Genomic DNA, 16,906 nt, shown 5'->3' with positions numbered 1-16,906 from the left:
ATTGCGGGACTGAATAAATCAGTCACACACTGAAAGACTCATTAAATCAAAAATAGTTGGAGGAATTTTACATGACAAAAATCATGATTCTCGGTGCCCATGGTGCCATGGCACAACTGTTGACCCAACGTTTATTAGACGAAACTGATGTCACGCTGACACTGTTCTTGCGTAACGCAGACCGACTGAATAAACTGGCCGCCAATCCCCGGGTAACCCTGGTCGATGGCGACGTGCATGACACGGCGGTCGTGGCCAAGGCCATGGCTGACGCCGACATCATCTATTCCAACCTGGGTGGCGCGGACCTTGATGTCCAGACCCAGAGTGTGGTTGACGCAATGAAAGAAACCGGTAAGCAACGCCTGATCTACATCAGCTCATTGGGCGCGCACCATGAAGTTCCCGGCAAATTTGGCGAGTGGAACGAACAGATGATTGGCGCCTACCTGCCAGCCTTCCGCCGGACCAGTGAGCTGGTTGAAAAGTCTGGCGTGACCTACACGGAAATTCGGCCAGCCTGGTTGACCGACAACGACGAGGTGGCTTATGAAGTCACGACCTTGGCCGATGGTTTCAAGGGGACCGAGGTTTCTCGGCAGAGTGTCGCGGACTTCGCGCTGAAAGTTATCGCCGACCCCAGCACGTATCAAAACGCTAGCGTGGGCCTGGACAAGCCCGGTACTGATGGCGACAAGCCTAGCTGGTACTAAGGGGGATTCACGATGACGGTCATTGATGTCTTTGCGCACGTCTTACCCGCAAAATTTTTAGCCAAAATGAATGCGATTCACCCGAATATCTTAGACAACTTTCCGTACATGAAAAATGATCTGTTGACGGATGTGGCGCAACACCGGGCCAGTCTGCCAGCGGATCACCAACAGATTATTTCCGCGGTCAATTTGAACCCGGAAGACTTCGTGGGTCCGGATCAGGCGGCCGAACTCTGCCGACAGGCCAACGCGGAAATCGCAGACCTGGTCCGCGCCAACCGTGACATTTTTCCGGCTGGTGTGGCTATGTTGCCACTGAACAATGTGCCCGCCGCCTTACAGCTGATTGACGAGCAGGTGGCCGGTAGCGATGCCTTGGTTGGGGTGCAACTATTTACCCAAGCATTGGGTAAGCCCATCACGGACGCGGCCTACGAACCGATCTTTGCCAAATTAGCGGCGGTCGGTGCGCCCATCTGGCTCCATCCCGTTTTCGATACGCACAAGACCGACAACGAGCTGACCTTTAGCTGGGAGTACGAGCTGACGCAGGCCATGAATGGTATTGTGGCGGCCAAATACTTCCGCAAGTATCCCGGCTTAAAGGTTATCGTGCACCACGCCGGGGCCATGGTGCCGTACTTCAGCCAACGCATCAAGTACATCCAGTCAGCCGAAAATTACGCGGACTTTAAAAAGTTCTACGTGGATACTGCTATCCTGGGCAATCCTAAGGCGTTGGAACTTGCGGTCGATTTCTTTGGGTTGGACCACGTGCTGTTTGGCACGGATTCGCCGTTTGGAATTCCACCGGTGGGACCGACGGCGGTGATCGAGCAGGCGGTGCGGGATATGGACTTGACGGCGACGCAGCAGCAAGCCATCTTCACCACCAACTGGCAAGCACTCATGGACTAAACTGGCCGTTGTCCGCGCCTCCGGGCTGGTGAAAACTGGGCCTGGCCGCGGTGCTGGTCGTTCCCGGCGGCGGCCTCAAGGTTCCCTGCTGTGGGGCCGGCTCCAGACTGAAAGGCGGTCTTCCACCTCAACTTTGAGCCTGAGGGGCGGTCTCAAAGGTTGTCCCATGGGCTAAGCTGAGTGAGAAACCTCAGCTAAGGCCATCGACACAGCCGGGAACCTTGGTCCGCCTCTGGTCACTGACACTGGCCTAGTCAGTCCAGTTTTCCCCAGCCCTGCGGCTGACACTTGTTTAGTCCGTGGGCTGGCCGGTTTGTTGTGAGTGTGCTGGGATGCTTATAAATTTGTTTATTGATGCCGGCTGGCTTTATCTGGTCGGCATTTATTGGTTGATCGTTTATGTTGGAGATGAATTTTGTTAGAAGAGCAGATTTATATAGATAAAAATTGACTAGGGCTAAATAGAATCGAAGAGCTGGTAATCAGTGCCAACTAGCTATTAACAAGGAATACATTTATGGGTTAAACACATACTCATCAGTGGTTTAGGGGTGTGATAATGACATGGTCGATGTGAGTGACCAGAGGTGGGCCAAGATGGCCGGCTGTGTCGGCGGTCTTGGCTGGGGGACTTTCTCAGCCTAGTCCGCGGGACGACCTTTGAGACCGATTTTTGGCTCAAAGTCGAGGTGGAAGCCCGCTTTACAGGCTGAAACCGACCCCATAGCAGGGCATCTTGAGCCCACCACCGGGAACGGAACTGTCCTTGCATTCTCGTTACCCCCAGAAGCATTAGCCAAAGTATCTTTAACCCGAAAAGGAGTCTGACTATTTTGAAAACGGAACATGAAAAACTCTTAGCCGGTGAGGATTACGATTACCGGGACCCCGAACTGCAGGGCCTGATTACCAAAGGCAAGAGCCTGCTTTCAGTGATCAATACCAGTCAGGACACTGCCAAACGGGCCGATGCCATGCAACAGTTCTTTGGCAAAACCGGGCAACGCTTCGTAATCAATGGGGCGTTTAGCGCGGTCTATGGCGTCCACATTTCAGTTGGCGATGACGTGTTTATCAATGGGAACTGCACGTTTCAGGATTCCAACCGCATCACCCTGGGCGACCGGGTCGTTATTGCGCCGGATGTGAAGCTGTACTGTGGCGCTCACTCGTTGGACGCGACGCAGCGGTTCGGCGTGCGGCCGGATGGCAGTCGCTACCTGATTACGACGACCAAGCCGATTACGATTGGCAGCGACGTGTGGATTGGGGGCAACGTGACCGTGATTGGTGGCGTGCACATCGGTGACAACGTCGTGGTTGGGGCCGGGGCGGTCGTGACCAAAGATGTGCCAGCCAATACGGTGGTCGCTGGCGTGCCCGCGCGCATCATCAAGCCGTTGCCTGCACTCAAGTCACTGTAGAAAGGGAGAGAGCAGATGACCAAGCAATTAGGTGCCCCCTTATTTCGCTTATTCAAGTTAGAAATTACCGCGGCGGAACGAGAAAACTTTGCCGCAGTGGGGACCCAAAATTTAACGACGTCGATTCAAAATGAACCTGGGACGTTGGCGATGTACACGAGTCACGTGGACCCGGCCGGAGTACATAACCGGGTCATTGAAGTGTATCGCGATAACGCTAGCTACAACATTCATGCGCACTCACCGCAGTTCGCCGCGTTTCGGACGGTCGCCAAACGCGCTGTGACCCAGCAAACGGTCGTGAACCTGACACCGAAATTGTTGTTGGAACAACCGCAGCCGTTATACCGTAGTCCGGCGAATGAGGCCTTTATCCAGCTGATGGAACTAACCGTACAGCCAGGGCAGACGGCCGCCTATCAATCAGTAGTGGTGCCGTATTTACAGGCGGCCATGGCGGATGAACCGGGCTTGCAGGTCAGTGCCGTGGGACAGGTCGTGGATGCGCCAGATCAGTGGGTGATTTTCACGGTTTACCAGGATTTGGCGGCGTTCAAAGCACATTGCCAAACGGCTGGATTCAAGCAGTATCAAGCGTCAGCCCAACCGCTGATTCAGACGGCGGATGCGACCGTTTTGACGGGCGACACCTTGGTCAATCACGGTGGCCTGGCATTTACGGCGGAGTAAACCAGGTAGTTGCCTCCGGGTTGGTGAAAATAGGGATTGGCCGCGGTACTGGTCGTTCCCGGCGGCGGATTCAAAGTGCCTGGCTATGGGGCCGGTTCCAGCCGAAGGGCGGGCTTTCACCTCAACTTTGAGCCTGAGGAGCGGTCTCAAAGGTTGTCCCGTGGGCTAGGTACTTTGATCCGCCTCTGGTCACTGACACTATTCTAGTCAATCCAATTTCCCCAGCCCTGCGGCTAACGCTGGTTTAGCCCGCCGTGATGTGGCCGTGTGAGTGCTTTGATTGTTACTAATATTAACGTAAAAATGGTGCCACCCGATTTTTGTGGGTGACACCATTTTGAATACTCAGATAATGTGTTAATCGGATAGCTCGTGACCATAATTCTTTCCGTCATCGGCTAAACCAATGCTTTGGTTAAAATCAGCAATTTCTCGTGGATCGTCATGCCAAATAGCCGGAAAGTCTGGACCAGTTGGGTTGAAAGGCAACTGGTTGGTGCGCACAAGCTCGGCTAAAAATAAGTTGATGACCGTGTCTATGTCAAGTCCCATATCAGCTGCAACTTTGATAGCTGCTTTTTTGACATCCTTGTTGAGACGAATGGTTAGGGTTGTTTGCTTATCCATGATTACGCACCTCATTGTGTTTTCCTGTCAATCGACAAAGCAATTGGCGTTGATCCGGTTCAGATTATTGAGAGAGAGTTTATTTAAACGTCTCATTCTTAAACGACTGCACGGTCCCAGTCTTGGCCTGCTTGTTGACGTTGGCGGTCAGTTTGACCTGGTCGCCGGCCTTGAGGAGCGCCGCCTTGGGGTAGTCACCGGTGCCGACCGACCAAAGATAATCGTTGCCCTTGATGGCGAACAGCACGCTTTGGGTACTGCCGTTGGGCACGATGGCGACTCGGGTGACGATACCGTTGACCTTGGTCAGTTTGGTGGCAGTGGAACTGGCCGTGGATCCGGCCGCGGCTAATTGCACGCGGTACTGGTCCAGCGCCTGGGCCGCCGTGGTGGCGTAGGCCTTGACGCTTTGGTCGGCCGCCTTGATATAGGCGTAGCTCCGGAAGGCCCCGGTGGAGTCTAACAGGGAAACGACCCAGGTCGGCGTGCCGTCGATGTTGTACATAATTGGCATCGTGGCCGACCATTTCTGAGCGACATATTCCTTTTCAGCAATCTTTTTGGCCCCATCACTGTCCATGACCCCGATATTTTTACCGGTGTAGTAGGTCAGTGTCCCGGTCCGGGCGTTGATCATGGAGTACCCCATGGTCGAGTCGGCGCTGGTCTTGGGCGAGGTGAAGTCGTTGAAGTAGGAAATATTGCCGTGCTTGTCGGCGACGGGGGTGACGCCATCCTCGGTCCCATTGCTGTTAGGGAGCTTAACGCCGGTCTTATTGAAATAGGCGTTGAAGAACCCGTTGCCGTAACGACCGAAAATCTGGTTCATTTCCGCAGCGGTCGAGGAGGCAATCGATTCATTAATAAATGCGGGGGCACCGGCCGCCGTGTAGAGGTGGGTGGCACCAGTCTTGGCATTTAACACGACCACGTGGAGGCTACGGTAGTTGATCCGGCGGGAAACGCCGCGCGCCTTGTAGACGGTTTGGATGAAGAAGGGCTCACCCTGGTCATTGACCTCGAGTTGGGGTTGGCCTTCCTGAACCCAGCTGGGGAAGCGGTTGTAAATGACCCGTTGCGCGTCGTCAAAGAGGTAGGCGCTCGGGGTGTATTTCATAGATTGCTTAACGAAGTGGGGTTCGGCGTTGACGTTGGTGGCATCGATGATGAAGTACCCTGGCGTGTTGCGGGCCCGTTGCCAGCGCCAGAAGCCATCGAACTCGACCGGCGCGATGTAGACGGTCTTGCCTTTCACGACTTGCGTCTGCAGGTCGCCCAGCTTGTAGTAGGAGGTGTTGGGCACGGTGCTCATCGCCTTGTTCATCTTGTTACGGACGGTCTTGGGCGAAATGGCGATTGGCGTGGCGTTCTTGTCCAGCAGAGGCGCCGTTTTCACGGTCTTGATGCGCAGAGAATTGTAGACGGCTTTGACGCCAAAGCGCGTTTGTAGGGATCCAAACAGGCCGAGGACCACTAACACGGCTAGTACACCAGCGGCCAGTTTGGTGCCGAAATTAATGCGGGGCAGGCGGAAATTGAAGTTCTGTTCAAAAAGATTGCGGGGGCGTTTGGCCTTCTGCTCGACTTCCACCTTGGCCTGGGGACTGCTGATGAGGAGCAGGGGCAGGTAGAGGATGCCGTAAATCAGGTTCATGCCAATCAGGCTGGCGGGCGTCTTGCTGGGCAGCGAGCTGAAGACGATGCTCAGCGCGACCAGGTAAAAGATCACGTAGGTGCTGACTAATATTCGCCAGCGGGTGGGCCGCTGAATGCAGGCCAGAATGGTCATGCCCAGTGCGGTCAGGGTGCCAAATAATGCAACTAAAAGCATAGATAAACTCCTTTGTGAGTGACTGTGAGGTGGAACAATTACCTCTAGTTTACCGTAGTTAGGGGGTGGGGTATAGGGGAATGAGTTGGATTGTGGGGATGAAGGGATCATTGAAGCGGAGCAAAGCGCTGTGAATACCCCAAACTCAAGTCAAACACAATTTCCGTGTTGATCCTGAAGAATTGTTGATTTGGTAGAACTCACCCTTATTACCATCGGCCTTGATTAAATCACCATCAGGGTCGGTTGAATCGGTGTAAGGGTTAGGGTCGGTACCTTGCTTAGCGTGACCAACTTGGTGGTACCACTTAGTTCTGTAGTACCAGTAGTGGATTTGCTTGTCGTCACCATTAGGGAACGTCTGATATGCTAAATATTGATAAGACTCTGTAATTGGTTTACCTTTTTTGGTATACCCTACAGTTCTAGTAGCAGTTTTATAATGATTAACAATCTTGATTCTAGCTGAAGTCCACTTCATTTCGGATGGCGTTGCATATGTACCATCATTAGGACCATGAACAAGCTTGTATAACTTACCGTTATCTGGCGCTACTGCTTCCGCTAGTGGCGTAATCGTCTTTTGACCTGACGTTACACCTGAATCATAAATTTGTTTAGGTGTGAAGATGTCGTAACCCTTAGCAACAGCATGGTCGTGATGGTCAAAATCAATGAAATACCCCTTGATTTCTTCGTTCTTCAACGTCCACTTTGCTGTGTTTGAGTTTTTTGTCTGCCACTTAGATTTTGTGATTTTACGTCGTGATGTGACATGGTTGTTGAAACTGGTATGACGTAGAGCTTGGGACTTTGTGGTTGATGACGCAACGTAGAAGTTATAAGTATGCGTCGTCTTATAAACATTCTTGGTTGCCTTAAATGTTACTTTATTACCTGAAACTGATTTGGACCAACCAGAAGGTGAGGTTACTGATGAAATTGAAGTTCCACTTGGTAACGTATCGGTGATGGTATACCCCTTGCCAGAGAATTTAGCCTTCTTAGTCTTCTGTACAATCTTCCATGAGAAGGTCTTCGTATAATCAGCTAGAGCTGACTTGGTTGCTTTGTAAGTTGATGGTTTTGAAGATTGAGGACCGACGTACTTTTTGGGAGCGGGTTGTTTTGGTGACTTTGGAGGAGTAACCGGGTACGTACCACCATTAATTTCAAGAATATCTGATAATGCTGCATGTCCGCGCCAACTAAAGTCAATACTACCAGTTGACCAACGACCCATTACTGATTGCTTAACATTACCACCTTGGAAGTCTATACCACTACCGATAATACCACTAGGAAATGTTGTTCGTTTTTCAATTCCAAGAATACCCTTCTTGGCCAAAGCACGGTCAGCTGAAGATGAACCATTACCACCAAAATTACCAACCATTGTTGGTTTTGTATAAGCTAAAACACGTTGAGCATAACTATAAGCACGAGCTTTTTGACCTTTAATATGGAACCAAGGTGATTCCATTTCCATGAAGTCAATGCCCACTTGATTATCATTATCTAATGGGATTGTCTTTTTTGATTTATCATAGTACAAGTGAATCTTAAAGTTACCACCAGTTTGTTGGCGAGATACTCCACTAACCCTATGCAATCTACTCTTTGGTACCTTAGCGCTACCAGTATCAGTGCTATAAATACCCTTGGTATCAGCGTATGTCCAATTAGCTGTAGCATTCTTAGGAATAGCTAGACCTAATCTTTTAGTCATGAAATAAACTTCATTTCTACCACCAAGGCCTGCAGCCTTCTTAGTTATACTTAAAGACATATCAACTACTTTACCATTGAATTTACCAACATTCTTATAATAAATAGTGCTACCTGGTGTATTTTTAACTGATGTTACAGCAGCTCTTGATGAAATTGATGCGGGCCTACCTGTTTTAGCGCCTTTACTAAATGTAACTTTAGTTTTACCGGCTTTAAACACAGGGAAAAACTGGGCTGTAATATGACTACTTGTAGGAATATTACCCCAATCACGTTTAGCAACATACCCATCTTTTTTTAATTCAGAATAATAAGTAGTGAAGTCTTTGTACCGAACACCATTTACTTTCTTATTTACAGTTTTATCGAAACCATCAGCATGTGCCATTTGTGGTGCAGCAATACCTGCAAAGGTCAAAGCTGTCATTGCGGTGATTGATACCCCTATACCGAGACGGGATAGGGTACTTAATTTGAAACTATGACTATGATTATTGAGACTGGATTGTGATTCTGGACTTCTAGGACGTCCAGTTGAATCTTGAGTTACGTCAGTTAATCGTGGACGTTCTCTTTTGTCATTGAACATTTTCTCACCCCTATAGTATGTATTTACTAATTAAGACCTCATCAAATTGAGGTAAACGATAGATATTGATAGCTTGATACCATTTAAGAATATAAAGACGTGTTGTCTACCCTAAATCTACGTAATCGATTAATAACGGTTTATGAGTAAGAATCAACGTCATTGAAGATAATTGAATGGTTTATGTTACTTGAATTTAGGTATTATTGTCGGCATCAAGCTAAAAATACCAACACTGTAGTAAATGAGTGTTGGTGAGTGGTCTCTATAGACATTAAAAAAGCAATCACGTCTGTTGTGATTGCTTCAGTGAAGATAAATACCCCACAAGATTAAACTATCCTGTGGGGTATTGTTGGTTTTACTATTTAAAATCATGTTGTGTTGATTTTATTTAAAGGTTACTTGTAAGCTTTTACAGATACCTTCTTATGAGCGGAAAGTAAGTGGAACGTGTAGGTTACCTTACCATGCTTTTTAACAACCTTACCGTGCTTCATGTTCTTGGTGTAATACCCAGCTTTAGCCCAAGTATTCTTGGCCTTTGGCGCCTTGATAGTAGCTTTGAAGTTATTGTGCTTATTGAGACGTACGTACTTGTAGCCCTTGTAGGTAGTAATACGAGCCCATTTTGCGTGATGTTTCTTAGCCAATGCCTTAGTGCTGACCTTGACTTTACCGTTGACCTTGACGTACTTGTTGGACTTTGTCTTCTTTGAAGTCAACTTGGAAACCTTGTAAGCGTACTTCTTAGTTGCTTTCTTCTTTGAAGTCTTTTTCTTAGGTGTTGTCTTCTTTTTTGAAGTAGTCTTCTTCTTTGAAGCGGTGTTTACAACTGATGAAACTGATGAATTTATAGCCGCTTCAGTATCGGCATTCTTCAAAGCAGTCTTAGCCTTATTTTTATCAATCTTAGCATTATCACTAAAATTGCCTTTAGCATCAATTTTAACACCAGTATACTTAGTCAATACTGCATAAGCTGCGACCATCGATTTTGCATCTGATTTCGTTTTATCATAGGTATTGCTATATGCAACATCTGCCTTTGTCTCAATAGCATCCGCAACATTTTCACTAAGGTGGTCATGTAACCAACCTTCGATAGCAATATGAATGTCTTCATTCATATAATGTTTAACCTTAACTTGAATAACCTTTGATGAAGCATGGGCTACGGTTACGTTAGAGCTGGTAAATGATGGAACAACTGTTGCTAAGCCCATCAATGTTGATGCTAACATGATTGAAGTCATAAGCTTCTTTGAACGTTTTGAAGTAAACATTTTAAATCATCCTTTCGATTTTTGTTTCATTCATTATCAAATTTTGTTTTGGTGTTTGATTTGATATTTTGTTGTTTGATTCATTGGTTCATTGCTCCGTTTGATGTGGTTCTCATTTAGCAACAAAGTTATCATACCGCGTGTTGGTTCTGTTGCAAACCCATTGTTGATTATTTATGTAGTAAAGATAGTCATGAACGTGATGATGTTCGTGAGAACTTTACATGTGACTAATTTGGAGTGGGTGACGCAGTGCATAGGGTGATGATTGAAGAAATGACACGAAGGTGTCGGGTGTAATACCCCTGTGGTTTGTCAGGGACGTTAGATGACGACATCTTTCACTTGCAAACTGTCGGTTTCGTCGATTGCTAACTCGTCATTCTTTAGTTCGACATCGGATTGTGGGTCGTTATCGTCAGTTAACTCTTCTCGCTCGTTTGTCGCAAATGAATCTGTTAGGTCTTCGACCGTTAAGTTGAAGTCATTGTCATGTCCCAAGAGGTTCAACAGAAGACGCTTACGATTATGATTTGGGTCATGCCCAAAGAGGGTGGTGACTAACTCGTTCACCGTTTGTGTCGTTGGGTCAAACTTGATTTGGACTAGGTTCTTTCGGTGGGTGTAGATTGGATTGACAGTGGTAGTCGGGAGATCATTAAGGTCAATTGCTCAGATTGGACGATTGTAAAAAACAGATTGATTTTAGTTAAGCGCAAGATCAAGATATTGGTCTTCTGAGAGCGAAAATTAAGGAAGATTAGCTAATCTAATAGATGTATTTGGTGATAATGTCTATTATCTAAAAATTAGATACCTCAGATTACTAAAATTCTTAATTCAAATCGTCATGCAAATGAGGATCCGTCAGATACTGGGCGGCATTGGATAAATCAGGGTAGATAAATGCCTGATTGATGCCAATTGCATCCAGGTCCTTTAGTAATTGCGCTTTCTTCTCGCCTGGAATTTTGATTCGAAACCGAATCAGGTGTCGAATCTTCTTTCGCACAGTTTTTGGTTTTGAGAGAAGTATTGGCATTAAGAAGGCCCCAGATTGGTTACGAATCCGCTTATCAACGGTAGGAGATGAAGCGAAGACGACTTCTTGCAATTGATCCAAGTTTGGAATTCGGCCAACTACCGGTGAGTCCAACTCAATGTTGTGATAAAGATTTTCGAGCTCGAATGAGTTTCTAAAGTTATTGTATTGCGTGTACAGCTTGGAGAAGGCATCGGATAAGTCTATCTTCTCATCATCCGTCAGGTTCTTGAGCCGTAGCGAAGTCGTGCCCGATTTATCTAAGTCGTTGGCCTGTGTAGCAGTGAACCACTGGTAGAATATGTTGAATAAAGAAAGCTTTTGATAGCCTTTCGCGTCTGCTTCTCTGAAGGAGATGACGACGGTTGGGTTGCGCTTAGAATCGTAGATTGTCTTGCAAGCGGCGTAGCGGTCAGCGTCGCCGAAGACATTTTTTTGCTCAATAGCAATCTGGTGCTTAAACTTGTCGATATCTTTTTCCAACCTTTTTTGCCGGTCAGGGCGCATCAGACTGATGCTAGCACCAATGTTTAGCAAGTCACTGTTACCGTTGCGGTAAGAGTCAAAGCTAAATTGATTGGGTTTCGGGTAAAAGGCAGCAATCTCGCCTTCCTTTTTCTTACCATCCGCATCGACGGGAACCTCACTGACGGCGAAGTAAAGGGCAACCAAGGGATTGCTGGTGATGTCTAGCAGCCGGGTAGGTAATTGGTTGTGTTGCATAATGGCCATGCGCTCAAAGTTATTTTTGTCCTTAAATACTTGCGGGAAACGCTTCAACATATTGTTGGTATAGTTGAATTCGTTCCGTCGCACATGCTTGCTTTTTGCCAAGCCATTGTCTCCCCGATAGAGATTAGGCAAGTAGTCGGTTTTCCCGAATGATTGGGACTGACCGCGATAGAAAATGGGGACGTGATCCTGATTATTATGCTTTTCATGTTTTTCCTTTTTTTCGTGTTTTTCTGCAACCAGGGCTATGTACTCACTTAAAGATGAAATGGAAATGGATTTAGTTTCGACGATGATGCGCAACTCCCTTCGATGATGGGCCGCAAACGGGTCCTATCAGTACTTTTTAGACCGGAACAAGTTCAGTATACCATATTATAATGCGGTTAAAGGTGCGTACGTCGTTGCAAAATAGAATTCAAAAATAAAAGAGTTTAGCCAGTGTGAAGTGGGCTAAACTCTTTTGATTTGGTTATTAGCGAATGACAACCTTCATCCCAGCAGGCACATGTCTGTAGATCCAGTGGGCATCGGCAACGGTCAGACGCACGCAGCCGTGACTTGCGCGTTTGCCCAGCTTGTGAGCCTCACTGACGACGTACTTGCCGTGCACGTTGACGGGAACGGAGTGGAACAGGTAAGTCCCCCAGTCCTTGAAGGACGTCCAGTAGTTGGCGCCTTCCTTAGAGCTGGCGTTGTAGAAGTGCTTGCCGTGGTTCTGAATGTGAAAGGTGCCGGTCGGGGTCGGGGATGATTTCTTCCCGGTCGAGCAGACCATGGTGTAGAGCACCCGGTGCTTACTGGTCTTCACGTAGACGCGTTGCTTGGCGATAGAGACCTTAAGATAGGCGTGCTTGTATTTCTTTAAATTGGGGTAGGCCTTGCTCTCGGATGGCTGTTTCCAGCTGGGAGTGGTGCTGGCCGTGGCAGTGACCGCGTTGGCCCCAATGCTACCCAGCAGACTAACGATGGCCAAGAGGGTCGTGATGATGATTTTTACCTGTTTCAATGGAATTCCTCCTTGTAGAATACATTATCATTCTATTAGGAGACGCCAGACCTGTCAACGCGACAAAATAAAAAGGCTGCCAACTATTTTTGAGTTGAATGGCTGATGGGACAGGTGTAGTAAGGAATCAGGGTGCTTTACTTTGCCACGCGGATTCGGTATTCCACAGACAGTTAAAATTGGAGAGTTGCTGCCGCAAGTGCAAGCGATAAAATGGTGAGCCACTACCGCAAGTGCAAGTTATAAGGATTGACGTTAGTTAGCGTTGATCACAAAAAAGGAAGAGGCCGACTTGGCTTCTTCCTTTTGACTTAACAGCAGTTTAATTTATCCTTTAAACATGAAAATTCCCCGAACAATTTCGGCACCAATCAAAACAATCATTGCGGACCAGGTTAATAATGTGGCTAAGCTCCCCATAATGTTGACCTCCTTGTGCACGTCTTAACTAACTTCATTGTACGCCGAAGCGAGTAAACTAACAATGGGTACGCTTACATTTCATCAAACATTCGAGCGGATAGTCAAAACCCGTTCGGAAGAAACGTAGCGCTTAGGAAAATGGGTGATCCATGTAAGTGACCAGAGGTGGGCCAAAGTGCCCGGCTGTGTCGATGGTCTTAGCTGAGCGGTTTTTCTCAGCTTAGCCCATGGGACGACCTTTGAGACCGCATTTTGGCTCAAAGTCGAGGTGGAAGCCAGCTCCACAGGCTGGAACCGACCCCACAGCAGGGCGCTTTGAACCCACCGCCGGGAACGAAATGAGTCATCCGTTTGCCTTAAGAGTTCGTGACCTGAATCAGGTCGGCAAACGTGGCCGTCGTCATGCCCGGCGCAATCCGCAGCCGTGACAGGTTGTAGCGGCCCTCAGACATCTGGGCGAATCCCTCCTGGGTGGTCAACGCGAGCTTATAGCCGGCCTGTTTAGCCAAGCGATGCGTGGTCTTGTTGGCCCGACCAGCCGGGTAGCACAGCATTTGCGTATCCTGATTGAGCTCGTGGTCGAGCCAGCGTTTGGAATTTACCAGCTCTTGGCGTTGTTGCGCGGCTGATAAACTATTCAGGTTCAGGTGCTGGACCGTGTGACTGGCAAAGTCCACGCGGCCGGTCGCCTTGAGCGCCTTCATTTGCGCTAGAGACAGGTGATTGGCCTTGTGGGTGAAGCCCGTGATGGCATTGATGGTCACGTGTTGGTGGTACTTTTTCAACGTCGGCAAAATTTTCTGATTGTCCTTGTAGGCGTCGTCCAGCGTGATCCAGACGACTTTTTTCTGTGGCACGGTATTCGTGGTCAACGCGCGAATGGCCTGGGCCGTGGTCAGCGTTTCATAGTGGTGCTTTTCCAAATAGGTCAGCTCCGCCACGACCTGTTTCTTGGGCACCCGCAGCTGATTGCCGGTCGCCACGCTATGGTACATCAGAATCGGCAACTTCAAGGGATGCTTGAGGGTGATCCAGGGCTCGGGCTTTTTTACCGTGACCTCGGTTGCGGAAACATCTTCCTGGGGCACCCGATTATGCGTCGCCGGAGCCGTTTGAACGTTCGTCTTGCGAAACTGGGTGAGCGTGACCGTCCCCAAAATTACGGCCACTAGCGCCAGACAGCTCCCCAAGAGCCACCATTTCTTTTTCATTTGTGATTCCCCCAAAAATCTAGTCTTACCTCTATTATAAATATTTTAATGAAAAAATCTTGGGCTAATCAGCACGTTGGCTCAATCGCCGGTAATAATCGATGGAATCCGGTGGCAGGTTCAACGCCGCGGTGACCTCTCTGTCGGTCTTTTGCGGGTGGCGCCGGAGATAGTTAACTAAGTAACCTTGATAGAGGACGGTGGGGCTGAGGGCAAAGCCAATGACCGCTTCGTCCGGCTTTAAATACTTGTGGAGGCCGGGCAACGTCAAATGGGGGTCGGCCGCGGCCCGTTGCTTGAGAAACCAGTCATCGCAAAGAAACCGCTGTTGGAGCGGGTCGATGAAGTCCCGGAAGGTTTTGAGAAAGGGCTGGACGGTAGCTGGCCAGTCGTGGGTATCGATTTTTTCCGTCACACCAGGCTTGAGAAAACTTTGCACGGGATAGCCTTGCGACACCAGCAGGAGGGTCAGGCGCGTATAAATGTGGAGCCGCTCATCGGCGAGGTAGTCGGTCAGGTCGTCGACCCAGCGATAATTGATCGGTTGCGGTGCCTGTTTGGGCTTGCTTTTAAGGTCGAGTGTTGGCAGGTAGGGTGTCCAGCGGTGCGAGAACAAAAATTTGAAATAGATGTTCAGGTGCGACAACACCTTGTTATAGGTCTGGTTCTGAATTTGACGGGCGGTGAGCAACATGCTGAGGTACTGCTCGACGTCTTGCGTTTGGAGATCACGCACGCGGTGGGTCTTCTGATAAGTTGGGTTGAAGTTCTCTAAGTAATGGAAGAAATCCTTCAACGTGGTCGTGTACTCGTCGCGCGTGGCTTCGGCCATGGCCCGGTCGGTTAGTAACCGGTTGAAGGCATCTTGGTAGGGGTATTCTTGCGGCATCCAACCGCCTCACTTTCTTTAAAAATAAATGGTTTTGTGATTGCGTTCCCGGCGGCGGGCTCAAACCGGCCTGCTATGGGGTCGGCTCCAGCCAAAGGTCGGGCTTCCGCCTCAACTTTGAGCCTGAGGAGCGGTCTCAAAGGTTGTCCCGTGGGCTAGGCTGGCACAGAACGTCAGCCAAGACCACCGACACAGCTGGCCGGTTTGGCCCGCCTCTGGTCACTCACAGCCACGTTAATTTTAAAAGATGTGGTCGTGGGTGGCAGGTGTGTTGGTGGTTGGGTGGTTAAAATCCTTCTGCTGGCAAAAAAATTACTGTAAGTTCGCTAAAAAATAATTACGTTAACTTAAGTATACCATTTAGCGGCTGAATACCTGTAGTCGGGCGCTTTGGGACCAATAGAAAGGGCACGCTAGAATTAACCAGTGTGCCCTAATTATTTCATGTCATTAATGTCTAAGCCGTGACAGTTTCTGCCGCCCGGACCTTGGCACGGAGCTGTTCCTTTTGGTCTTCGGGGATGAAGGCGCCGTCGATGGCGTTTAGCGTGAGCCGTTCCAGTAGGGACCAGTTCAGGCCGAATTGGTCGTGCATCTTCATGATTTCACTTGTTAGCGTGACATCGGAGACGGTTCGGTCGTCGGTGTTTAGCGTGACCTTCAGACCGGCACTGAGGAACTCTGCCAGTGGGAAGTTTTCGTAGCCGTCGATGGCCTTGGTCTGCACGTTGCTGGATGGGCACATTTCAATCGTGGCGCCCGCGCGTTTGGCTTGTTCGATGGTGGCAGGGAAACCGCTCATGTGCACGCCGTGGCCGATACGCTTGGCACCTAACGTCAGGGAGACCGCCACGTTGTCCACAGGACCGGCTTCGCCAGCGTGCAGCGTGAATGGCAAGCCCGTTTTGAGACCGGCCTCGACTGCGGGCGCAATTTCCAAAGCTGGGTGGTTGAATTCATCGCCGGCAAAGTCTAAGCCGACCACCCCCTGGTCCTTGAATTTCGCTGCCGTCTGGAACACGTCGATGCATTCGTCCAGTGGGCGATCACGCATGGCGCAGACGATGGCGTTGACGGGGATGCCAAAGTGTTTGGTGCCGGCATGTAAGCCGTCCAGCAAGGCCGCGATGACTTCTTCAACGGAGAGGCCCTTAGCCGTACAGATTTGTGGGGCGAACCGGGCTTCTAAGTAGATGAGACCATCTTTAGCGGCCGTTTCGACCATATCGTAGCCGGCAATCTTCAGTTGTTCCGGCGTCTGCATCAGGTCGGTCACAATTTGGAATCGTTTCAGGTATTGGATGAGGCTGTCCGTTTCTAGGGGTGCCGTGGTTAAATCGTAAAGCGCGGCATCGTCGGCGGGCAGCTCGGCCCCAGTGACGGCAGCCATCTTCCGCAGGGCGGCCAGAGAGAGTGAGCCATCGAGGTGGCAGTGCAATTCAACCTTGGGGTACTGTTGGACATTTTCTTTAGTAAAAGGTTTGACGTGGGACATTGCTGAACTCCTCCTTCAATATGTAGCGTGCTACGCCATTCTGGGCTAGACTTGGCGTTGGTTGGCGCCTTACCGGGCGGAAAAAATGAGATCGGAACGCTGTGGGCAGGACGCCCAGAGCCAAAGGGCGGTCTCTGGACTCGCTTTGAACCGCTAAGACCGCGTTTCAAAGTCGCCATTTACGCTGCTAGCGCACCGTAAATCCCACGGCTAGACTCATTTTTTCCGCCCTCACGGCTAACACTGGTTTAGCCCAGATGGTGGGTGGCTGATTGTTTTAGTCATGATCAAAT

General features: G+C 49.2%; 14 protein-coding genes. 4 read left to right on the top strand and 10 right to left on the bottom strand.

Annotated elements, in window-relative coordinates; all coding sequences use genetic code 11:
- Nucleotides 1–71 precede the first annotated feature (71 nt).
- The 4 genes from JUF22_RS00930 to JUF22_RS00915 all read left to right on the top strand — a co-directional run bounded on the left by JUF22_RS00930 (nucleotide 72) and on the right by JUF22_RS00915 (nucleotide 3,748).
- The gene (locus JUF22_RS00930) at nucleotides 72–713 is read left to right on the top strand and encodes an NAD(P)H-binding protein (RefSeq protein ID WP_203642484.1); all 642 of its coding nucleotides are present in this window, start codon (nucleotides 72–74) and stop codon (nucleotides 711–713) included.
- Between the two features lie 12 nt (nucleotides 714–725).
- Nucleotides 726–1,634 (top strand): amidohydrolase family protein, encoded by a 909-nt coding sequence (locus JUF22_RS00925; protein ID WP_203642483.1) that lies wholly within the window; start codon nucleotides 726–728, stop codon nucleotides 1,632–1,634.
- Between the two features lie 833 nt (nucleotides 1,635–2,467).
- Nucleotides 2,468–3,058 carry a DapH/DapD/GlmU-related protein gene (locus JUF22_RS00920; RefSeq protein WP_203642481.1) on the top strand — a complete coding sequence of 197 codons (591 nt, stop codon included), beginning with the start codon at nucleotides 2,468–2,470 and terminating at the stop codon, nucleotides 3,056–3,058.
- Between the two features lie 15 nt (nucleotides 3,059–3,073).
- Entirely contained in the window at nucleotides 3,074–3,748 is a 675-nt protein-coding gene (locus JUF22_RS00915; RefSeq protein WP_203642479.1) for an antibiotic biosynthesis monooxygenase, read from the top strand.
- A 357-nt stretch (nucleotides 3,749–4,105) separates the two neighbouring features.
- On the opposite strand, the gene JUF22_RS00910 is transcribed toward JUF22_RS00915, so the two are convergent.
- The 10 genes from JUF22_RS00910 to add all read right to left on the bottom strand — a co-directional run bounded on the left by JUF22_RS00910 (nucleotide 4,106) and on the right by add (nucleotide 16,613).
- A complete protein-coding gene (locus JUF22_RS00910) occupies nucleotides 4,106–4,375 on the bottom strand; it encodes a type II toxin-antitoxin system RelB/DinJ family antitoxin (RefSeq protein WP_203642477.1) in 270 nt (89 codons plus the stop codon).
- 79 nt (nucleotides 4,376–4,454) lie between these two features.
- Nucleotides 4,455–6,206: a hypothetical protein gene (locus JUF22_RS00905; RefSeq protein ID WP_203642475.1), complete on the bottom strand. Its 1,752-nt coding sequence runs from the start codon at nucleotides 6,204–6,206 to the stop codon at nucleotides 4,455–4,457.
- Nucleotides 6,207–6,351: 145 nt separating this feature from the next.
- Nucleotides 6,352–8,526: a hypothetical protein gene (locus JUF22_RS00900; RefSeq protein ID WP_203642471.1), complete on the bottom strand. Its 2,175-nt coding sequence runs from the start codon at nucleotides 8,524–8,526 to the stop codon at nucleotides 6,352–6,354.
- Nucleotides 8,527–8,927: 401 nt separating this feature from the next.
- On the bottom strand, nucleotides 8,928–9,812 hold the full coding sequence (locus JUF22_RS00895; RefSeq protein ID WP_203642469.1) for a hypothetical protein: 885 nt from the start codon (nucleotides 9,810–9,812) through the stop codon (nucleotides 8,928–8,930).
- 324 nt (nucleotides 9,813–10,136) lie between these two features.
- Nucleotides 10,137–10,385 (bottom strand): hypothetical protein, encoded by a 249-nt coding sequence (locus tag JUF22_RS00890; protein ID WP_203642464.1) that lies wholly within the window; start codon nucleotides 10,383–10,385, stop codon nucleotides 10,137–10,139.
- Nucleotides 10,386–10,647: 262 nt separating this feature from the next.
- Nucleotides 10,648–11,889 (bottom strand): FRG domain-containing protein, encoded by a 1,242-nt coding sequence (locus tag JUF22_RS00885; RefSeq protein ID WP_203642463.1) that lies wholly within the window; start codon nucleotides 11,887–11,889, stop codon nucleotides 10,648–10,650.
- A 172-nt stretch (nucleotides 11,890–12,061) separates the two neighbouring features.
- Nucleotides 12,062–12,595 carry a L,D-transpeptidase gene (locus JUF22_RS00880; RefSeq protein WP_203642461.1) on the bottom strand — a complete coding sequence of 178 codons (534 nt, stop codon included), beginning with the start codon at nucleotides 12,593–12,595 and terminating at the stop codon, nucleotides 12,062–12,064.
- 779 nt (nucleotides 12,596–13,374) lie between these two features.
- The gene (locus JUF22_RS00875) at nucleotides 13,375–14,229 is read right to left on the bottom strand and encodes a polysaccharide deacetylase family protein (RefSeq protein ID WP_203642459.1); all 855 of its coding nucleotides are present in this window, start codon (nucleotides 14,227–14,229) and stop codon (nucleotides 13,375–13,377) included.
- Nucleotides 14,230–14,293: 64 nt separating this feature from the next.
- Nucleotides 14,294–15,118 carry a phage integrase N-terminal SAM-like domain-containing protein gene (locus tag JUF22_RS00870; protein WP_203642457.1) on the bottom strand — a complete coding sequence of 275 codons (825 nt, stop codon included), beginning with the start codon at nucleotides 15,116–15,118 and terminating at the stop codon, nucleotides 14,294–14,296.
- A gap of 457 nt (nucleotides 15,119–15,575) precedes the next feature.
- A complete protein-coding gene (gene add, locus JUF22_RS00865) occupies nucleotides 15,576–16,613 on the bottom strand; it encodes an adenosine deaminase (RefSeq protein ID WP_203642456.1) in 1,038 nt (345 codons plus the stop codon).
- Nucleotides 16,614–16,906: the final 293 nt, after the last annotated feature.

This window comes from Levilactobacillus lanxiensis (assembly GCF_016861655.1).
GTDB classification, from domain to species: domain Bacteria; phylum Bacillota; class Bacilli; order Lactobacillales; family Lactobacillaceae; genus Levilactobacillus; species Levilactobacillus lanxiensis.
This window is presented reverse-complemented; position numbering and strand designations above follow the sequence as displayed.